We start from the raw sequence: 18,537 nt of genomic DNA on the forward strand, positions 1-18,537 counted from the left end.
AATGCTCTGCACGACCACTCAATCCTAACCAAAGCGTAACTAATGTCTACAACACTTGCCGAACACTACCAGAGCGTCTGCGACCGCATCCGGCAGGCCTGCCAGAACAGCGGCCGGATACCCGAAGAGGTCAGCTTGCTGGCCGTCAGTAAAACCAAACCCGCCAGTATGGTCGAAAGCTGTTACCAGCTGGGTCAGCGTCGCTTTGGCGAAAACTATCTGCAGGATGCGGTCGAGAAGATCACCGCACTGGCTGGTCTGAGCGATATCGAGTGGCATTTTATCGGACCATTACAATCCAACAAGACCCGCGCAGTAGCCGAACACTTCCAGTGGATGGAAACCCTGGATCGCGACAAGATCGCCCAGCGTCTGAACGAACAGCGGCCACCCCATTTGCCGCCCCTGAATGTTCTGATTCAGGTGAATATCAGCGCCGAACCACAAAAGGCCGGCCTGCCCCCCGCAGACATCACCCGTCTGGCGGCTATGATAAACTCATTACCCCGGTTACAACTGCGCGGGCTGATGTGCATTCCGCAAGCCAGTGAAGATGAGGCTGTTGTGGTCGCACAGTTCCAGCAAATGCGGCATCTGTTTGAAGCCTTGCAACAGCAGTACCCCGGCGTCGACACACTGTCGATGGGCATGTCGAACGACCTGGAGCTGGCCATACGCCATGGCGCTACCCAGGTACGAATCGGCACAGATATTTTTGGCGCACGTCCCGGACAGCAGAGCCACTCTGATACGGACGGCCACGACAAACACGAGGATTCCCTATGACGCATATCGCATTTATTGGTGGCGGTAATATGGCCACCGCCATTATCGGCGGCTTGTTACGCCAGGGCGACCTGTCAGCCCAGATGATTCAGGTCAGCGACCCCGGTGAAGACAAGCGCCAGGCACTGGCCAGCCAATTTGGCATCCAGACTTTTGCCGACAACCTGGAAGCCATTCGCAACGCCAATACCGTGATTCTGGCGGTCAAGCCGCAAATGATGAAAAGCGTGCTGGAGCCATTGCGGGAAACCCTCAAGGCACGCCAGCCACTGGTCGTATCCATCGCTGCCGGTATCACCCTGGAGAACCTGGCACAGTGGAGCGGTTGCTCTGCCATTGTCCGCTGCATGCCCAATACCCCGGCATTACTCAGTGCCGGCGCGACCGGCCTGATGGCCAGCCCCGGCGTCAGTATCGACCAGCGTAATGGTGCCGACCGGCTGCTGCAGGCCACCGGCACCACCGTCTGGCTGAAAGACGAGCAGGAACTCGACATCGTAACGGCACTCTCAGGCAGTGGCCCGGCCTATTACTTCCTGTTGATGGAAGCCATGATCGCGGCCGGAACCCGACTCGGTCTGAGTGAAGACACCGCTCGCGCCCTGACCGTCCAAACGGCACTCGGCGCTGGCATGATGGCCTCACAATCCGATGTTGGCCCAGATGAATTACGTCGCCGGGTTACATCTCCCAAAGGCACCACGGAACAAGCGGTTTTGACCTTTGAAGAAGCCGGGATTCGTGACATTGTTCAGGCAGCCATGTCCGCAGCCCAGAACCGTGCGGCAGCAATGAACCGGGAACTCAGCGAATAGCATCGGCATACCCTGTGGGATGTCGCCAGCCAGCTGACTTTCTGATCCAGAACACACAGCGTTTTTTTAAGCTATAAACGGAGTAATCATGTCTCCCCTGTCACAAGTTGGAATGCTGTTGGTGAACACCATCGGCAGCATGGTATTGCTGATTTTCTTGCTGCGCTTCTTGCTGCAGCTGGTACGGGCGGATTTTTATAATCCGATTTCCCAATTCATTCTGCGTTTTTCCAATCCGCTACTGGTGCCGCTGCGTCGGGTCATTCCCGGTTTTGGTGGCTTGGACATCGCCTCACTGGTGCTGACCTATCTTGCCCAGCTGCTGTTAATGGTCGCCATTCTGATGATTGCCGGTCAATTTATGCTGCCATGGGGTTATCTGCTGGTATGGGCGCTGATTGGTGTGCTGTCACTCTGGCTCAACATCTACTTCTGGGGCTTGCTGATTACCGTCATCGCCTCCTGGGTAGCTCCCAACAGCTACAACCCGGCGCTGATTCTGATCAACCAGATTCTGGAACCCGCCATTCGTCCAATCCGTAATGCCATGCCCGACCTGGGTGGCCTGGACCTGTCGCCGATTATCGCTTTCCTGTTGATCCAGGTACTCGAAATCATGGTTATTGGCCAACTGGCCACACTCTCCAGTATGCCAACAGGCATCGCCATCGGCATATAATGCCAACCATGTGGCATGGGCAACGATTGCCCATGCCATTCTCCCGCACAATCGCCACCGGCTTTCCTCCGGCCTGCAAATCCAGAACCTGCTCCCGCCTTGATTTACCCGTCGGCATACGACAAACAGGCACAGCGCAAGACATTCGCCGCGCGCATGGCTAAAATGACCGACCACATTTGGAGGTGCCTAATGTCGCAACAACCGCCGGATCAAAAAACCACTCATTTTGGCTACAAAACCGTCGCTACTGACGAGAAACAGGCAATGGTTGCCGATGTCTTCCACTCGGTCGCCGCCAAGTACGATCTGATGAACGACCTGATGTCGTTCGGAGTGCATCGTTTGTGGAAACGCATCACCATCGAAATGAGCGGTGTTCGCCCTGGCAATCAGGTACTCGACCTGGCCGGGGGCACTGGCGACCTGACCAAGAAATTCGCCCGTATTGTTGGCCCTCAAGGCAAGGTAGTACTGGCCGACATCAATTCCTCCATGCTGAATGTCGGCCGCGACCGTCTGACCGACCAGGGTTACGTTGGCAATATCGAGTACGTCCAGGCCAATGCCGAATGCCTGCCATTCGAAGACAACAGTTTTGATGTGGTGACGATTGCCTTTGGCTTGCGGAATGTCACCGACAAGGATGGCGCACTGGCGTCCATCACCCGGGTACTCAAGCCCGGCGGTCGCCTGCTGGTGCTGGAGTTTTCCAAGCCCACCAACCCCTTGATGAGCAAGGCCTACGACCTCTACTCATTCTCGGCACTGCCGTTTATGGGCAAACTGGTGACCAACGATGCCGACAGCTATCGTTACCTGGCCGAATCCATCCGCATGCACCCGGATCAGGAAACCCTCAAAGGCATGATGGAAAACGCCGGACTGGTACGTTGTTCCTACCATAACCTCACCAGCGGCGTGGTCGCTTTGCACCGGGGAATCAAACCCTGATGTTTTCTCTGCCAGCAGAACTGACCCATGCCCTGTGTTTGCCATGGGAAGCGGCAATCAATCACGCCTTGCGCTACGATCCTGCCACCCTGCAACAGCTGGGCCGCTATAACGGCCGACTGGTGCATATTCGTCTGGTGGCGACCGGAACCCTGTCGCTGCGTATTCTCGACCAGGGCATCGAACTGGGGCTGTCCCAACAGGACCCTGACGAGCTGGCCATGGCGGATGTCACCCTCACAGGTACCTTGCCCGACTTTATCAGCCTTGCCCGTGCCAACAACAAGGCCAGTGTACTGATGTCAGGCGCTGTCGCCATCGAAGGTGACACCGAACTGGCCATGGCACTCAGCCGCCTGATGGATCAACTCGATATCGACTGGGAAGCCATGATCAGCCCGGCCACCGGAGGCCTGATAGCCCACCAGATCGGCGCAGGCCTGCGGGGCCTGATGAGTTGGGGACAAGCCACCGCCAAAACCATGTCCACCGCCGCCCGGGACTACGCAGTGGAAGAAGCCGGATTACTGGTCTCCCAGACTGAAATGGATCAGGTTGCCGACCAGATCGACCAACTCAAGCTAGCAACCGACCGCCTGGCCGCTCGCATCCAGTTATTGGAAGCGAGCCGTTCGACGCAACCAGGTAAGGGAGAGAAATAAATCGTGTCCCGACTCTGGCGTTTATGGAAAATCCTGTTTGTTTTCAGCAAGTACCGCCTCGATGGCCTGATTCCGCTGCAGCACCTGCCGTTCAGTTTGAGGATTCTGCTGTGGATAGCACCCTGGCGTCTGAGTCCGGTACCGCCCAACCTCAGTCGTGGTGCCCGCTTGCGACTGGCGCTGGAAGCACTGGGACCGATTTTCATCAAGTTCGGCCAGATCCTCTCGACCCGGCCCGATCTTGTGCCCGACGATATGGTGCAGGAACTGAAACGCCTGCAAGACAAGGTACCGCCCTTTCCGGAAGATCAGGCCATCGCCTTGATCGAAGCCCAGCTGGGCCAGTCCGTCGAGCAGCTGTTTGCCGAATTCTCTCCGACGCCATTGGCCTCGGCTTCCATTGCCCAGGTACACACCGCCCGCCTGTTTGATGGCAAGGACGTGGTAGTCAAGGTGGTTCGTCCCAACATCGAACATACGATAGAACGGGATTTGCAGCTGCTCGAAACCATGGCAAAACTGGCCGTGACCTATTCCGCCGACGCCCGCCGCCTGAAGCCGATGGAAGTGGTCGAAGATTACCGCCACACCATTTACGGCGAGCTGAACCTGCAGATTGAAGCCTCCAACGCCACGCAGTTGCGCCGCAACTTTGCCGACTCCGACGATCTCTATATTCCGGAAGTGTACTGGGATTACACCCGCACCAGCGTGATGGTCAGTGAACGTATTTACGGTATTCCTGTGGCCAATATCGATGAGCTGCGGGCCCAGGGCACCAATATGAAGTTGCTCGCCGAACGTGGCGTTGAGATCTTCTTTACCCAGGTATTCCGCGACAGCTTTTTCCATGCCGATATGCACCCCGGTAATATTTTTGTCTCCCGCGAGCACCCCGAATCGCCACAATACATCGGTATCGACTGCGGCATCGTCGGTAGCCTGACCGACGAAGACCAGCATTATCTGGCCATGAACCTGCTGGCCTTTTTTAATCAGGACTATTATCAGGTTGCCCAGTTACACGTCGATTCTGGCTGGGTACCCGCGACCACCAAGGTGCATGACCTGGCCGCGGCCATTCGCAGTGTCTGCGAACCCATCTTTGAAAAACCACTGGCGGAGATTTCCTTTGGCCAGGTACTGATCCAGCTGTTCAGCACCGCTCGCCGCTTCAATATGGAAGTACAGCCCCAACTGGTACTGCTACAAAAAACCCTGCTCAATATCGAAGGGCTGGGTCGTCAACTGTATCCCGAGCTGGATTTGTGGAGCACCGCCAAGCCCTACCTGGAGCGCTGGGTGCGTGACCGTTTTGGCCCCAAGGCGGCGTTTCAGGAACTCAAACGGCAACTGCCGAGCTGGATCGAAAAAGCCCCGAAAATGCCAGGGCTGCTGCATGGTGCGCTCACTCGCATCAACCACATGGACGAAAACCAGCAGCAGTTGCAACGCGAAATCACCGCCCTGCGTCAGGCACTGGAATATCAGAACCAGCAAAAACGCCATCATATTCTGGCCAGTCTGATGACCGTCGGCGGCCTGTTTCTGTGGTGGCAAGCCTTTGCACTGGGCATCACCGACGCCCTTGGTATCAGCATCAGCTTGCTAGGGTTGTTATGGATATTACTCAAGGCCTGACGACCGTAACCGCTTGCGGTATGCTCACAGCCCGGATAACACCACCGCGCCAGTCACCACACCATTGGCGGCACCGTTTGAATTTTCGACACGGCTTCAGCGTGTCGACCAGCAGGTAATACGCAACATGAACAGCAACTGGCTAGATGCCGTAAAATGGGATGACAAGGGTCTGGTACCCGCCATCGCCCAGGATTACAAAACCGGTCGCATCCTGATGATGGCCTGGATGAATCGCGAAGCCCTCGCTCTGACCATTGAGGAAAATCGCGCCATTTATTACTCTCGCTCACGCCAGAAGCTGTGGCGCAAAGGCGAAGAATCGGGCCATATCCAGCCCTTGCATGAAGTCCGCCTCGACTGCGATGCCGATGTCATTGTGTTACAGGTCGAACAATTAGGCGGCATTGCCTGTCACACCGGCCGCGAAAGCTGCTTTTATCAAGTGTGGCAGGACGGCGAATGGGTCGCGGTTGACCCGGTATTAAAAGATCCGCAAGAAATCTACTAGATCGGGTCTGATCTTCCATAATTCACAGAGCTGTTATAAAAATGAGTGATATTCTCTCCTCCCTGGGTGACATCCTCGACGAACGCAAAGGCGCGTCGGCAGATTCCTCTTACGTGGCCAGTCTGTACACCAAGGGCCTGAACAAGATTCTGGAAAAAGTGGGTGAAGAAGCCACCGAAACCATTATCGCCGCCAAGGACGCCGAGCGCAGTGGTGATAACCAGGACGTTATCTACGAAACCGCCGACCTCTGGTTTCACAGCCTGGTAGCGCTGGCGCATCTGGGTGAACGCCCGGAAGCCGTGATTAACGAACTGGCCCGTCGCTTCAATATGTCCGGGCTGGAAGAAAAAGCGTCACGCGGCGACCAATAACCCCGCTGCCATACGTTTATCCGTAAGGACATCAAGATGACTGACTGTATTTTTTGCAAAATAGTGGCAGGCGAGATTCCGGCCAACAAGGTCTACGAAGACGATGATTTTCTGGCGTTCCACGATATTGCCCCCAAGGCAGAGACTCACTTGCTGGTGATTCCCAAACGCCATATCGTCAATCTCAACGACCTCAACGACACAGACAGCGCCTTGATGGGCAAATTGATGCTGACTATTCCGCGTATTGCCGCCACCCAGAACCTGACCGGCTATCGCACCATCACCAATACCGGTGTCGAAGGCGGACAAGAAGTATTTCATATGCATTTTCATATTCTGGGCGGCTCTGCGCTGCCCGGATTCTGAGCACTCAACGAGGACACACTTATGCTTGGCGGTATCAGCATCTGGCAATTGGTTATCATCCTGGTCATCGTGATCGTGATTTTTGGCACCAAGAAACTGCGCAATATGGGCGGTGATCTTGGCGGAGCCATCAAAAACTTCAAAAGTGCAATGAACGAAGGCGCCGACAAGGACGACGACGCTGCCGCCCCGGCCAAACCCAAACCGCTGATGTCTGATCAGTCTGGCAGCGTGGAAAAAGATGCTGACTTCAGCGAGCAGAAAGACAAGCACTGATGTTTGATATCGGCTTTCTCGAGCTTGTGGTTGTCGGCGTCCTTGGTTTGTTGGTGCTTGGCCCGGAGCGTCTGCCCAAGGCAGCCCGTACCGTTGGCCTGATGATTGGCCGTGTGCGCCGTACCATGAGTGGCTTCCAGGATGAACTGGAGCGCCAGGTACGGGCCGATGAACTGCGGGAAAAACTCAAGGACCCTTACGCCACGTTTCTCGATGACGACGACCGTCGGCCAGCCGCCGTGCGGGACAGCGCAAAGGGTACAGACCACGGCCAGCCCCCTGCGGCAGAACCGGCGACCGCAGCAGCAGCCACAGCCAGACCAGCCATCGACAGCCGGGAAGCCGTATCACCGGCAGCCATCGACCCTGAATACCCGTCTGGTACCGGCGACCAACCCCGTATATTGCCCGATATACCGACACCACCTGCCAAGGACATCAAGCCCGAATCATGAGCCAGGATCAGGAACAACCCCTTATTGCCCATCTGGTCGAACTGCGCAACCGCTTGCTGAAGTCGGTGCTGGTGGTATTGGCACTGTTTCTTGGCATGTTCTATTTTGCCAACGACCTGTATCTGATACTGGTTCAGCCGCTCTCGGTCCTGCTCCCTGAAACCCAGGGACAAATGATCGCCATCGGCGTTGCCTCACCCTTTCTGGTGCCGTTCAAGCTGACACTGGTACTGGCGGTACTGATCGCCATGCCCTTTATGCTGCACCAGCTCTGGGGGTTTATCTCACCGGGCCTGTATCAAAATGAAAAGCGCTTTGCCGTACCGCTGTTGCTGTCCAGCACCATCCTGTTTTACACCGGCATTCTGTTTGCCTACTACGTGGTCCTGCCGCTGGCGTTTGGTTTTTTTACCATGGCCGGGCCGGATGGCATTTCGTTTATGCCCGACATCGCCAACGTACTCGACTTTATTCTGAAGATCTTTTTTGCCTTTGGCTTCGCCTTCGAGATACCTGTGGCCACCTTTCTGATGGTCTTGAGCGGCATCACCACCGTTGCTTCCCTGAGTGAAAAACGGCCGTATATTTTCCTTGGCTGTTTTGTTGTCGGCATGCTGGTGACACCTCCCGACATTATCTCTCAAACCATTCTGGCGCTGCCCATGTACGCCCTGTTTGAAGGGGGAATACTGGCCGCTCGCCTGATCCGCCAACCCGTCGATGAAGACGAGCCGCAGGACGCCACAGACACCCTGTGATTCCCCGCGATTACTGCTACACTCGCCTTTTACCCAGCTTCTATACTCCAGGAATACGCCCACCATGCCGGAAGTTATCCCTGACGATTCCGTCGGTCTGGTTACTCCCCAGCAATTTCATTCCGATGTACCACTGACACTTCGTAGTGGTCGCGTGCTGCCAGAATACGACCTCGTTTATGAAACCTACGGCGAACTCAACGCCGAACGTTCCAACGCCATACTGCTGTGTCATGCCCTCAGCGGCGACCATCATGCTGCCGGTTATCATCATATGGATGATGCCAAACCCGGCTGGTGGGACAACGCCATCGGGCCGGGCAAACCGATCGATACCAGCCAGTTTTTTATTGTTTCACTGAACAATCTGGGTGGCTGCTCCGGTTCCACCGGCCCTGTCAGCCCAAACCCGGAAACCGGCAAGCCCTATGGCCCCGACTTCCCGATTGTTGCCGTGCGTGACTGGGTTGCCAGTCAGGCGCAACTGGCCGACCATCTGGGAATCCAGCAATGGGCTGCCGTTGTCGGTGGCAGCCTCGGCGGCATGCAGGTTATCCGCTGGTCGATTCAATTCCCGGAACGGTTACGTCACGCCGTAGTGATTGCTTCAGCCTCCAAACTGTCGGCACAGAACATTGCCTTTAACGAAGTCGCCCGTCAGGCCATAGCCAAAGACCCGGACTTCCACGACGGCAACTATCTGGAACACAACACCATTCCCAAAGTCGGCCTCACCCAGGCGCGGATGCTGGGCCATCTGACCTATCTGTCGGATGACGCCATGCGGCAGAAATTTGGTCGCGAGCTACGGGAAGGCAAGCTGAACTACAGCTTCAGCCCAGAGTTTCAGGTCGAAAGTTACCTGCATTACCAGGGCGAGAAATTCAGCACCCGCTTTGATGCCAACACCTATATGTTGATGACCAAGGCCCTCGACTACTTCGACCCCGCCGGCGATTACGATAACGACCTGGTCAAATGCCTGAGTCAGGCGCACTGCCACTTCCTGGTCGTCTCCTTTACCAGCGACTGGCGTTTTGCCCCGGAGCGCTCCGAAGAAATCGTCAACGCCCTGATCGAAGCCGACAAGAACGTCAGCTACGCCTGCATTGATTCCGACGGTGGCCACGATGCCTTCCTGCTGCCCAGCGCCCGCTACCACCAGGTCCTCCGCGCCTATATGGGCCGCATTGCCAACGACGTGGAGAAACACTCATGAGTCAGACATCTTTGGCCAACCTGCGAGCCGATCTGTCCATTATCCAGCAGTGGGTGCAACCCAACAGTCAGGTACTGGATCTCGGTTGTGGCGAAGGCCAACTGTTACACTACCTGCAAGAGCACAAAAACGTGCGAGGTTATGGGCTGGAGATCAACCCGGACAATATCTCCGCCTGCATTGCCAATGGCATCAACGTGATCGAGCAGGATCTGAACGAAGGCTTGAGTAATTACAAAGACAACAGCATCGATACCGTCATCATGACCCAGGCGTTACAAGCGGTTGAACGGCCCGATGCCCTGCTCGACGAAATGCTGCGCATCGGTGATGAAGCCATTGTCACCTTCCCCAATTTTGGCCACTGGCGCACCCGGCTATACCTGGCGCTCAAGGGCCGGATGCCAATGTCGGAAACCTTGCCCCATGCCTGGTACAACACCCCCAATATTCACCTGTGTACCGTGGCCGACTTTGAAGCACTGTGTGCGGAAAAACACATTCGGATTCTCCGTAAAACCGTGCTGGATGATCACCACCAGGAACACTGGTCGATCAACTTCTGGCCTGCACTGTTAGGAGAAATTGCCATCTATCACCTGACCCGGAGACGCTGATGAAAGCACTACTAACCACCTGTCTGATGCTATTGAGCCTGACGGCCCTGGCCGATCGCGGTGAACAAAAAAAGGTATTTGGCGACTATGAAGTCCACTACATCGGCCTGACCAGCAGCTTCCTCAGTGAAGACGTGGCCAGCGCCTATGGCATAGAACGCTCGCGCAGCTTGGGATTCCTCAGTATTTCGGTACTGAACAACCCCGGCGATGACGTCCTGCCCAAGCCAGTGACAGCACAGATTCAAGGCACGTTAAAAAACCTGATCGGCCAGGAAAACGAACTGCAGTTCAAGGAAATCAAGGAAACCAACGCCGTCTATTACATTGCGACGTTCCGCTTTGATGAAGAAGAAACCTATCGAATCCGGCTCGACGTTGCCCCCGATGGCATCAACAAGCACTTCGATGTCCGTTTCAGCCAACGTTTTTACGAAGAAGAATAATCCACCCGTGTCGCCAGCAGCACACCGGGTAACGCCAACGCGGCCCGGTATGCCCGGACACCTTGCGATGCGCCATAAGGCTCTGCTATGAAAATCGTTCTCGCCAGCGGCAACGCTGGCAAATTACGGGAATTTTCCCAGCTGTTCGACAGCCACTTTGCCGACCGCCACATCACTCTTATCCCCCAGAGTGACCTTGGTGTCAGCGACGCGGACGAAACCGGCCTCAGCTTTGTCGAAAACGCCATTCTCAAAGCCCGCCACGCTGCGACCATCACCGGCTTGCCCGCCTTGGCCGACGACTCCGGTCTCGAAGTAGATGCCCTGCAAGGGCAGCCAGGTATCTATTCCGCCCGGTTTGCCAGCATGAACCAGGCAGGTAGCGGCGATCACGACAACAATCACCTGCTATTACAACGCCTGGCCGACGTTCCGGCAGCACAGCGCACGGCACGATTCCAATGTGTACTGGTCTACATGCGCCATGGCGAAGATCCGACCCCCCAAGTCTTTCAAGGCCACTGGGAAGGCACCATATTAACCTCGCCATCCGGCAGCAACGGCTTTGGTTACGATCCCCTGTTTTATGTCGCGGCGGAGCAATGTGCCGCGGCGGATCTCGACAAGGCCCGTAAGAATGCCCTGTCACACCGGGGCCAGGCCATGCAGCAACTGCTGCAACGCTGGCAACCCTGACTATTATTGTTTTACCCCGTCACACTCTGTTGTTATGCGGTGAGGGGTTTTCTGCACACCATGTGGTGCATTGTTAATCGAGAAAAGGAGCACATCGTGGAAATACTTGAGCAGTTACAGCAAAAGATCACCCAGACCATTCAAACCCTGGAAAACCTGCAACTGGAAAACCTGCAACTGCAGGAAGACCTGGAACAAACCCAGCAAGCTCTGGCCACTGCCGAGCAAAAAAATACCGAATTGATGCAACAGAACGATGAACTGGACAAGGAGCAAACCCGCCTTTCCCACCAGCAACACCAAATGGAAGCCCAGGTTCAGGCCTTGCTGCAGACTCTTGATGTCGCAGTTGCAGAACTGCTGCCCGCCAAAGAAGACGAGGCAGTAGGCGACGAAAACGCCAGTGAACACTCCGATGGCGAACACGCAGGTGAAGGTGAAGGTGAAGGTGAAGGTGAACACGAAGGTGGCCATGAACAGGGTCATGACGGTGAGCACCACGAGGAGCACCATGAAGGTGAACACCACAGTGAGCACCACGAGCATCATGAAGGTGAACACCACGGCGAGCACCACGACAACAACTGGAACTGAGCATGCGCCAGCTGCCGCCACTCAGTCTGTACATCCATGTGCCCTGGTGCATTCGCAAATGTCCGTACTGCGACTTCAACTCGCACACAGCCAGCACCGAATTACCGGAAACAGACTATGTGGCAGCGCTGTTAAATGACCTCGACAGCGAGCTGGAACACCGCTATGGGCGTGTCATCCAGACCATTTTTATTGGTGGAGGCACCCCCAGCCTGTTATCGGCGCAGGCTTACGCCAGCTTGTTCAACGGCTTGCGCCAACGGCTAACGTTTGCCGACGATATCGAAATCACGCTGGAAGCCAACCCCGGCACCTTCGAAGCCGACCGTTTTGCCGCCTACCGTGCACTCGGCATCAACCGCCTGTCGATGGGCATCCAGAGCTTTAACGACCTGCACTTGCAGAAACTCGGCCGCATCCACGACAGCGACCAGGCCAAAGCCGCCATCACGGCTGCCCGGACTGCCGGGTTCGACAACCTCAACCTCGACCTGATGCATGGCCTTCCCGGACAGTCGTTAGCCGACGCCATGGACGACCTCAACACCGCCCTGAGCTTTGACCCGCCACATCTCTCCTGGTATCAGCTCACCATCGAACCCAACACCGAATTTTACAAACGCCCGCCAGTGCTGCCCGAAGACGATACCCTCTGGGATATTCAGGACGCCGGCCAACAACGCCTGGCCGACGCCGGATTTGCCCACTATGAAATTTCCGCCTTTGCCCAACCCGGCAAACAGGCGCGGCATAACCTCAACTACTGGCAGTTTGGCGACTACCTCGGCATTGGTGCCGGTGCGCACGGCAAAGTCAGCTGGCTCGACAGCCGGGGCCAGATCCACAGCGCCCGGCGCTGGAAAACCCGCCAGCCCAGTGATTACCTCAACCCCGACAAGCCATTCCTTGCCGGTAACCAGCCAATTGCCGCCCACGACATGGGGCTGGAATGCCTGATGAATGCCCTGCGCCTGCGCCAGGGCATCAGCGTTGCATGCTTTGAGCAACGTACCGGCCAAACACTGGCCAGCGTTGCCGCCCCCATCGCCAAAGCCAAAGCCATGGGGCTGCTGGAAGTAGGACAAGACATCCGGGCCACCGAACGCGGCCAACAGTACCTGAATGAATTACTGGGGTTATTTCTCTAGGGCCCGTCCGTGGCGTGTGTCCTGTTCATACGGACAACCGCAGAGAACATCCCCACGGTTATGGCCGTATTGCGTATCCGCGCTTTAACCCAACGGTGTGGCGTTGCAATAACCACGCTGGAAATAAATCAGGCCATCGCCACTTTCCTGCTGGCGAATACCGACAATCTCACAGATCAGGATATCGTGACTGCCAGCGGCAACACGGTTGCTGATGCGGCAGTCGAAGTTGACCAGCGCGCCGTCCAGCATTGGTGAGCCGGTAACGTCGGTGCTCCACTGCGCTGCCGCAAAACGTTCGGCCATGGGGGATTTGCCACCAAAGGTATTCGACAACGCCTGTTGATCGGCGCTCAGGGTATTCACACACAAGTAATCGCTGTCGCGAAATGCCGGGTAGACCGAGGCATTGCGGTTCAGGCATACCAGCAAGCTGGCGGGTTCATCCGAGACACTGCACACCGCGGTTGCGGTAAAACCCGCACGGCCATCCGGGCCTTCGGTGGTCACGACGTTAACGGCGGCAGCCAATATCGACATGGCGCTACGGAATACGTCGCGGCTAACAGTCTGCGGCGCGGTTTCTGGGGTTTTGACGGCCAACATAGCAGGCTCCTTCAGGAAAACAGACAGGCTTTGGAAAGGTCCAGACGCGGCAGACGGTCGTAGACCTTGCTGCTGTCGCCGTAGCCCAGGTTGATCAACAGGTTCGACTTCCACTGACCGTCACTGAAAAACTCCTGATCCAGGGCGGCGTTATCAAAGCCGGACATCGGCCCGGTATCCAGACCCAGGCTGCGGGCGGCAAACACCAGGTAGGCCGCTTGCATCGAGCTGTTACGGAAAGCGGTTTCGTAAATCAGTTCTGGTGTGCCGGTAAACCAGCTGCGGGCGTCACCATGGGGAAAGAGTGCTGGCAGCTCGTCGTAGAATTCGCTGTCGTAAGCAACAATGACGGTAACGGGCGCGGTCATGGTTTTGTCGAGGTTGCCGGATGACAGGCAAGGTTTCAGACGCTCCTTGCCTGCTGCGGTACGGACAAACACAAAACGTGCCGGGCTGCAGTTGGCAGAGGTCGGGCCCATTTTGACCAGGTCGTACAGCTGCTCCAGCAGGCTGTCTGGCACAGGCTGGTCTTGCCAGCCGTTGTGGCTGCGGGCTTCAGTAAACAATTGCGCCAGAGCGCCGGAATCAAGTGGTTCGTTCATAAAGCCCTCGCTCAGGCCGCTGGAGTAGTAGGTGCAACACTGTGAATAAAATCGGCCAGCGTTGTATTAATGGTCTCGGCGCAGGTGATGCTGGAAGCATGGCCGCCGTAATCAAAGACTTTCAGAGTGGCGTTGGGCAGTACCCGTTGCAGCTCTTGGGAGCAGGTCCAGGGCACCAGCGAATCATCACTGTTGGCGAGCAGTAAAGTGGGCTGTTCAACCTTGGACAAGGCTTCTCCCGGGTTAAACGTCAGCAGCGCCTGAATGCGTCGTAGCAGATTCTCGACCGGAGGAAACCCTGCCAGCTGTTTGCATTCTTCCACTTCCAGATGCTCGATATGTTCGGCAATCCAGGTCGGCGGATAAAGAAACAGCGCCTGGGCTTCGATATAGGCAGCAGCACCGGCACCCGCCAACAGCTGCTTGCGTACCGAGAAGCAGCGAGCGGTGTGAGGACTGGCCTTGGCCCAGGCGTTCATCAGCGTCAGGCTTTTGAGTCCGGGGGCTTTTTGCAGTGCCAGTTCCAGACCAACCAAACCACCCAGCGCATGCCCCACCAGATGGTAGTCGCCAATGTGATACTCGGCTAACAGGCGTTGCAGCTCATTGGCCATATCGCCAATTGCGTAACCTTCAGGCAATTCGGCCGGGCTATGCCCGGTGCCGAGTTGATCATAGAGGACAATGCGGAAGTCTTTGCCCAGGCTGCTCAGCTGCGGTGCCCAAAAATGGGCAGCGCCACCTAGCCCCGAGCTGAAAACCAGCGTCGGGGCATCGGCGTCTTGCCGGCCATGAATTTCAATATGCATGACATTGCTCATCGGTTAGCCAACATGCGCGATGCTGGCGATTTCGATCAGGGCATCCGGTTTTACCAGACCACACTGGATGCAGTAACGCGCCGGTTTTTCACCCGGAAAGTACGATGCGTAGACTTCGTTAACCGCCGGGTAGTCACTCCAGTCACGGATCATGATCATATTGAAGGTGACGTCATCCATGGTGCCCCCCGCTTCTTCCACCACACCCTTGATGGTTTCCAGCACGTGACGGGTTTGCGCAGTGGCATCACCCACGTGTACCACGTTGTTGTCTTTATCAAACGGCAAGGTGCCGGATACGTACAACACGCCATCGGCCATGGAGCCAGGAACGTACGGTGCTAACGGTTTGCCGGTACCGGCAGGAAGGACTGTTTGCTTGCTCATGCGGTTGCTCCTTGGGTTGGGGTAGAGGCGGCCAGGGTGGTGCAGAAGTCATCGACAGTGCTGACCCAGCCAAAAAAGGTTTCAATGTTGTACAGGGCGGCTTGCTGGACGTAGTCCGGCCCGGCCTGATGGGTGGCATCGGCCAGTACAACGCCAAAGTATTCGAGGAAAAAGCCGTCGCGCAGGGTTGATTCCACGCAGACATTGGTGGCGATCCCGGTAAACACCAGATTACGGATGCCGCGGCTGCGCAACATGCTGTCGAGAGCGGTATTAAAGAAGCCGCTGTAACGTGGTTTGGGGATCACCAGATCGCCGGGCAGAGGCTTGAGTTCATCCACCAGATCGTAATCCCAGGTACCCTTGGCCAGCAACGTGCCCATCAGTTCCGGGTTCTTGCGGATCGCTTTCAGGGCGTTGGACTTGTGCCAGTTAGGCGAGCCAGGGCCGCCGGCTTCGGTGTATTCCGCATCCCAGCCGTTCTGGAAGAACACCACTTGCACACCCGCCGCACGGGCGGCCTTGATGGCTTTGGTGATGGATTCAATCACCGGCCCGGTGGTCGACACATCAAAACCGGCCAGGTCGAGATAACCGCCCTTGGTGGAATAGGCGTTCTGCATATCGACCACAATCAGCGCCGTTTCTTTGACATTGATTGCCAACGATTCCGGACTGGCGGGCAGCACCATGCTGACATCACCTTGCTGGTCGGGGGCATAACCCACAACCGGATTATCAATACTGCTCATGACGCATTCTCCAACATATCCACAACGTGTTTGCGGCTTTTCATTAATGGCTGAATCTTCTGGCCAAAATCTTCGATGCCCTGAACAAAATCATCAAACGTCAGCATCACACCACTGGTGGCGGGGATTTCAGCAATTTCATCGAGCATGCCGGCGACGGTTGCAAACGAACCCACCAGCGTGCCCATGTTGATATTGACCGCAGACGTCGGGTCGGCCATCTGGCGAATATTGGTATCGCCTTTGGATTTGGTATCGGCGGCCCCTTGCTGACCAAGCCAGGCAACGGCTTCTTCGTCGACACCGTCTTTATAGGATTCCCAGCGGGCGCGGGCTTCGTCGTCGGTATCCGCAGCAATCACCATAAACAGCGCTACGGAGGTCACATCCCGGCCACTGTCGGCGGTGGCTTTTTCCAGTCGCTCAACCGTTGGAGCAAAGGCTTTTGGCGTGTTGACCCCTTTACCAAAACAGAAGTTGTAGTCGGCGTATTTGGCGGTAAAGGCCATTCCCGCTTCACTCTGGCCAGCGCAGATAATTTTCATGTCGGCCTGGGGTTTGGGGCTGACGCGGCAGTCGTCCATCTGGAAGTACTCGCCTTTCATATCGCACGTGCCGGTTGTCCACAGGTCGCGCAATACCGTGGCGTATTCACTGAGGTAGTCGTAACGATTGGCGAAGAACTCATCACCAGGCCACAACCCCATTTGCGAGTACTCCGGCTTCTGCCAGCCAGTAACCAGGTTAACGCCAAAGCGGCCGTGGGAAATGGAATCAATCGTTGAGGCCATACGTGCCACAATGGCTGGCGGAATGGTCAGGGTTGCGGCGGTAGCAAACAGCTGGATCTTGTCGGTGACGGCAGCCAGACCGGCCATCAGCGTGAACGATTCCATGTTGTGTTCCCAGAATTCGGTCTCGCCACCGAAGCCGCGCAACTTGATCATCGACAGAGCAAATTCAAAGCCATAATGCTCGGCGCGCTGGACGATGGTCTTGTTCAGGTCAAACGTTGGCATGTACTGCGGAGCGTTCTTGGAGATCAGCCAACCGTTGTTGCCGATAGGTATGAAGATGCCTACATTCATTGCTCTGCCCTCAGGGTTTGGTAATAGATTTGCCTTGGCGCCTGTTATGTTGCTTTGCGGCTTGGCTGTAATAAGACCAAAGCATCAAGTGTGCCATTTTGATATTGTTGATATATATCAATTACTTAGTTATTTTTTGTGTTTTAGTTCAGACCAAATAGTCTGATTTAGAGCACTTGGTTTGTGCGCTCCGGTCCGAATTGGGGCACAAATCAAGCGCTTGAGCTGCAGGCAGCACAATGGGGTAGAATGCGGCAACCAAGGAACAAACGGTAAGCAGAGTGAACAAGCAGATACAGCGGACGGCAACGCCCGCAAAGAAGCCGAAAGCCCGTAGCCGGGTCCCGAGTGAAGCAACCTTGAGCAGGCGCAAACGCCTGATGGAAACCAAACGAGCCGCTATTATGGACGCTGCCCTGGATGTGTTTTCACGCTATGGCCTGCACGGTACCAGCCTCGATAAAGTGGCCAGCCAGGCCGATGTATCCAAAACCAACCTACTGTATTACTTCGCCTCCAAAGAAGATCTGTACCTGAATGTATTGCGTCAGTTGATGGATATCTGGTTGCGGCCCTTGCAGGAGTTCCACATCGAACAGGACCCGGTGGAAGCCATTGGCGCCTATCTTCAGGTCAAGCTGGAGCTGTCACGGGATCATCCGGCAGAGTCCCGCCTGTTTTGTCTGGAAATGATTCAAGGTGCCCCTCTATTGCTGAATGAGCTGAGCTCTTCCCTGCGGGACACCGTCGAATCCCGGGTCGCGGTGATTAATGCCTGGATAGAAGCGGGCAAACTGGCCCCGATAGAACCGCATCATCTGATTTTTTCCCTGTGGGCAACCACACAGCATTACGCCGACTTCCGCGTACAGGTAGAAGCCGTGGCGGGTCACACCCTGGATGATCCCGACTTTTTTGCGGAAACCCTCGCCAATCTCAAAATGCTGGTGCTGCAAGGCATTTGCCCGCGCCCCTGAGACCAGCCAAGATCCCGCTGTCTTCTTTTATCCTTGCCCTGTCCAATCACGGTGCAGAGTCTGACCCAAAACCCATATGGGTCAGACAGCATGCTGTCACTGCGCTCTTGCCTTGGCTGTTTTTCCTTGTTGCTTAATAGATAACTTTTTATAAATCAATGATATGGATCAAAGTGGCAACTGTGTCTTGCTGGTTATTTTCATGGCCGTTTGTGCTGCCAATTCCAAGGCATCCATGCCCATAATACCGGTGTCACAATGCCTTTCTATTATTCCCATTGGCTGTTTTTTACCCATTAACCTT

The 18,537-nt window shown here is 55.9% G+C and carries 25 protein-coding genes; 19 read left to right on the forward strand and 6 right to left on the reverse strand.

Features of this window, described 5'->3' with window-relative positions:
- Positions 1 to 42: 42 nt before the first annotated feature.
- The 18 genes from Q8W22_RS05540 to hemW all read left to right on the forward strand — a co-directional run bounded on the left by Q8W22_RS05540 (position 43) and on the right by hemW (position 13,000).
- The gene (locus Q8W22_RS05540) at positions 43 to 786 is read left to right on the forward strand and encodes a YggS family pyridoxal phosphate-dependent enzyme (protein ID WP_305415463.1); all 744 of its coding nucleotides are present in this window, start codon (positions 43 to 45) and stop codon (positions 784 to 786) included.
- Entirely contained in the window at positions 783 to 1,601 is an 819-nt protein-coding gene (gene proC / locus Q8W22_RS05545) for a pyrroline-5-carboxylate reductase (protein ID WP_303434680.1), read from the forward strand. Before Q8W22_RS05540 ends, proC begins: the two co-directional genes overlap by 4 nt.
- Before the next feature lie 88 nt (positions 1,602 to 1,689).
- The gene (locus Q8W22_RS05550; protein WP_303434681.1) at positions 1,690 to 2,280 is read left to right on the forward strand and encodes a YggT family protein; all 591 of its coding nucleotides are present in this window, start codon (positions 1,690 to 1,692) and stop codon (positions 2,278 to 2,280) included.
- Between the two features lie 192 nt (positions 2,281 to 2,472).
- Entirely contained in the window at positions 2,473 to 3,234 is a 762-nt protein-coding gene (gene ubiE, locus Q8W22_RS05555; protein ID WP_303434682.1) for a bifunctional demethylmenaquinone methyltransferase/2-methoxy-6-polyprenyl-1,4-benzoquinol methylase UbiE, read from the forward strand.
- Entirely contained in the window at positions 3,234 to 3,896 is a 663-nt protein-coding gene (locus tag Q8W22_RS05560) for an SCP2 domain-containing protein (RefSeq protein WP_303434683.1), read from the forward strand. Before ubiE ends, Q8W22_RS05560 begins: the two co-directional genes overlap by 1 nt.
- A 3-nt stretch (positions 3,897 to 3,899) precedes the next feature.
- Positions 3,900 to 5,537, forward strand: coding sequence for a ubiquinone biosynthesis regulatory protein kinase UbiB (gene ubiB / locus Q8W22_RS05565; protein WP_305451784.1), 1,638 nt, complete (start codon positions 3,900 to 3,902; stop codon positions 5,535 to 5,537).
- Between the two features lie 127 nt (positions 5,538 to 5,664).
- Positions 5,665 to 6,048 (forward strand): phosphoribosyl-AMP cyclohydrolase, encoded by a 384-nt coding sequence (hisI, locus tag Q8W22_RS05570; RefSeq protein WP_303434685.1) that lies wholly within the window; start codon positions 5,665 to 5,667, stop codon positions 6,046 to 6,048.
- A gap of 41 nt (positions 6,049 to 6,089) precedes the next feature.
- Positions 6,090 to 6,422, forward strand: coding sequence for a phosphoribosyl-ATP diphosphatase (locus tag Q8W22_RS05575; RefSeq protein ID WP_303434686.1), 333 nt, complete (start codon positions 6,090 to 6,092; stop codon positions 6,420 to 6,422).
- A 36-nt stretch (positions 6,423 to 6,458) separates the two neighbouring features.
- The gene (locus Q8W22_RS05580) at positions 6,459 to 6,791 is read left to right on the forward strand and encodes a histidine triad nucleotide-binding protein (RefSeq protein WP_303434687.1); all 333 of its coding nucleotides are present in this window, start codon (positions 6,459 to 6,461) and stop codon (positions 6,789 to 6,791) included.
- Between the two features lie 21 nt (positions 6,792 to 6,812).
- The gene (gene tatA / locus Q8W22_RS05585) at positions 6,813 to 7,067 is read left to right on the forward strand and encodes a Sec-independent protein translocase subunit TatA (protein WP_303434688.1); all 255 of its coding nucleotides are present in this window, start codon (positions 6,813 to 6,815) and stop codon (positions 7,065 to 7,067) included.
- Positions 7,067 to 7,522 (forward strand): Sec-independent protein translocase protein TatB, encoded by a 456-nt coding sequence (gene tatB, locus Q8W22_RS05590; RefSeq protein WP_305451785.1) that lies wholly within the window; start codon positions 7,067 to 7,069, stop codon positions 7,520 to 7,522. The genes tatA and tatB overlap by 1 nt, the downstream gene beginning before the upstream one ends.
- Positions 7,519 to 8,280 carry a twin-arginine translocase subunit TatC gene (gene tatC / locus Q8W22_RS05595; protein ID WP_305415467.1) on the forward strand — a complete coding sequence of 254 codons (762 nt, stop codon included), beginning with the start codon at positions 7,519 to 7,521 and terminating at the stop codon, positions 8,278 to 8,280. The genes tatB and tatC overlap by 4 nt, the downstream gene beginning before the upstream one ends.
- Before the next feature lie 64 nt (positions 8,281 to 8,344).
- Positions 8,345 to 9,499 carry a homoserine O-acetyltransferase gene (locus Q8W22_RS05600; RefSeq protein ID WP_303434691.1) on the forward strand — a complete coding sequence of 385 codons (1,155 nt, stop codon included), beginning with the start codon at positions 8,345 to 8,347 and terminating at the stop codon, positions 9,497 to 9,499.
- 20 nt (positions 9,500 to 9,519) lie between these two features.
- On the forward strand, positions 9,520 to 10,116 hold the full coding sequence (gene metW, locus Q8W22_RS05605; protein WP_303434714.1) for a methionine biosynthesis protein MetW: 597 nt from the start codon (positions 9,520 to 9,522) through the stop codon (positions 10,114 to 10,116).
- Positions 10,116 to 10,562, forward strand: a complete 447-nt coding sequence (locus Q8W22_RS05610; protein WP_303434692.1) for a DUF4426 domain-containing protein — start codon at positions 10,116 to 10,118, stop codon at positions 10,560 to 10,562. The genes metW and Q8W22_RS05610 overlap by 1 nt, the downstream gene beginning before the upstream one ends.
- An 87-nt stretch (positions 10,563 to 10,649) precedes the next feature.
- The gene (gene rdgB / locus Q8W22_RS05615) at positions 10,650 to 11,258 is read left to right on the forward strand and encodes an RdgB/HAM1 family non-canonical purine NTP pyrophosphatase (RefSeq protein ID WP_303434693.1); all 609 of its coding nucleotides are present in this window, start codon (positions 10,650 to 10,652) and stop codon (positions 11,256 to 11,258) included.
- Positions 11,259 to 11,354: 96 nt separating this feature from the next.
- Positions 11,355 to 11,852: a hypothetical protein gene (locus Q8W22_RS05620; protein ID WP_305451786.1), complete on the forward strand. Its 498-nt coding sequence runs from the start codon at positions 11,355 to 11,357 to the stop codon at positions 11,850 to 11,852.
- A 2-nt stretch (positions 11,853 to 11,854) separates the two neighbouring features.
- Positions 11,855 to 13,000, forward strand: a complete 1,146-nt coding sequence (gene hemW / locus Q8W22_RS05625; RefSeq protein ID WP_305451787.1) for a radical SAM family heme chaperone HemW — start codon at positions 11,855 to 11,857, stop codon at positions 12,998 to 13,000.
- An 84-nt stretch (positions 13,001 to 13,084) separates the two neighbouring features.
- On the opposite strand, the gene Q8W22_RS05630 is transcribed toward hemW, so the two are convergent.
- The 6 genes from Q8W22_RS05630 to rutA are packed head-to-tail and all read right to left on the reverse strand — an operon-like array spanning position 13,085 to position 17,256.
- Entirely contained in the window at positions 13,085 to 13,606 is a 522-nt protein-coding gene (locus tag Q8W22_RS05630; RefSeq protein ID WP_303434696.1) for a flavin reductase, read from the reverse strand.
- 11 nt (positions 13,607 to 13,617) lie between these two features.
- Positions 13,618 to 14,208 (reverse strand): malonic semialdehyde reductase, encoded by a 591-nt coding sequence (locus Q8W22_RS05635; protein ID WP_303434697.1) that lies wholly within the window; start codon positions 14,206 to 14,208, stop codon positions 13,618 to 13,620.
- Positions 14,209 to 14,219: 11 nt separating this feature from the next.
- On the reverse strand, positions 14,220 to 15,017 hold the full coding sequence (gene rutD, locus Q8W22_RS05640) for a pyrimidine utilization protein D (RefSeq protein ID WP_305415470.1): 798 nt from the start codon (positions 15,015 to 15,017) through the stop codon (positions 14,220 to 14,222).
- Positions 15,018 to 15,032: 15 nt separating this feature from the next.
- Positions 15,033 to 15,416: a pyrimidine utilization protein C gene (gene rutC, locus Q8W22_RS05645; RefSeq protein ID WP_303434699.1), complete on the reverse strand. Its 384-nt coding sequence runs from the start codon at positions 15,414 to 15,416 to the stop codon at positions 15,033 to 15,035.
- Entirely contained in the window at positions 15,413 to 16,168 is a 756-nt protein-coding gene (gene rutB / locus Q8W22_RS05650) for a pyrimidine utilization protein B (RefSeq protein ID WP_303434700.1), read from the reverse strand. Before rutB ends, rutC begins: the two co-directional genes overlap by 4 nt.
- Complete coding sequence (rutA, locus tag Q8W22_RS05655; protein ID WP_303434701.1) at positions 16,165 to 17,256, reverse strand: pyrimidine utilization protein A; 1,092 nt, start codon at positions 17,254 to 17,256, stop codon at positions 16,165 to 16,167. Before rutA ends, rutB begins: the two co-directional genes overlap by 4 nt.
- Before the next feature lie 281 nt (positions 17,257 to 17,537).
- On the opposite strand from rutA, the gene rutR reads away from it, so the two are divergent.
- Positions 17,538 to 18,233: an HTH-type transcriptional regulator RutR gene (gene rutR, locus Q8W22_RS05660; protein ID WP_303434702.1), complete on the forward strand. Its 696-nt coding sequence runs from the start codon at positions 17,538 to 17,540 to the stop codon at positions 18,231 to 18,233.
- The last annotated feature ends 304 nt before the right edge of the window (positions 18,234 to 18,537 follow it).

The sequence above is a fragment of the Oceanobacter sp. 1_MG-2023 genome (genome assembly GCF_030689025.1).
Taxonomy (GTDB): domain Bacteria; phylum Pseudomonadota; class Gammaproteobacteria; order Pseudomonadales; family Oceanobacteraceae; genus Oceanobacter.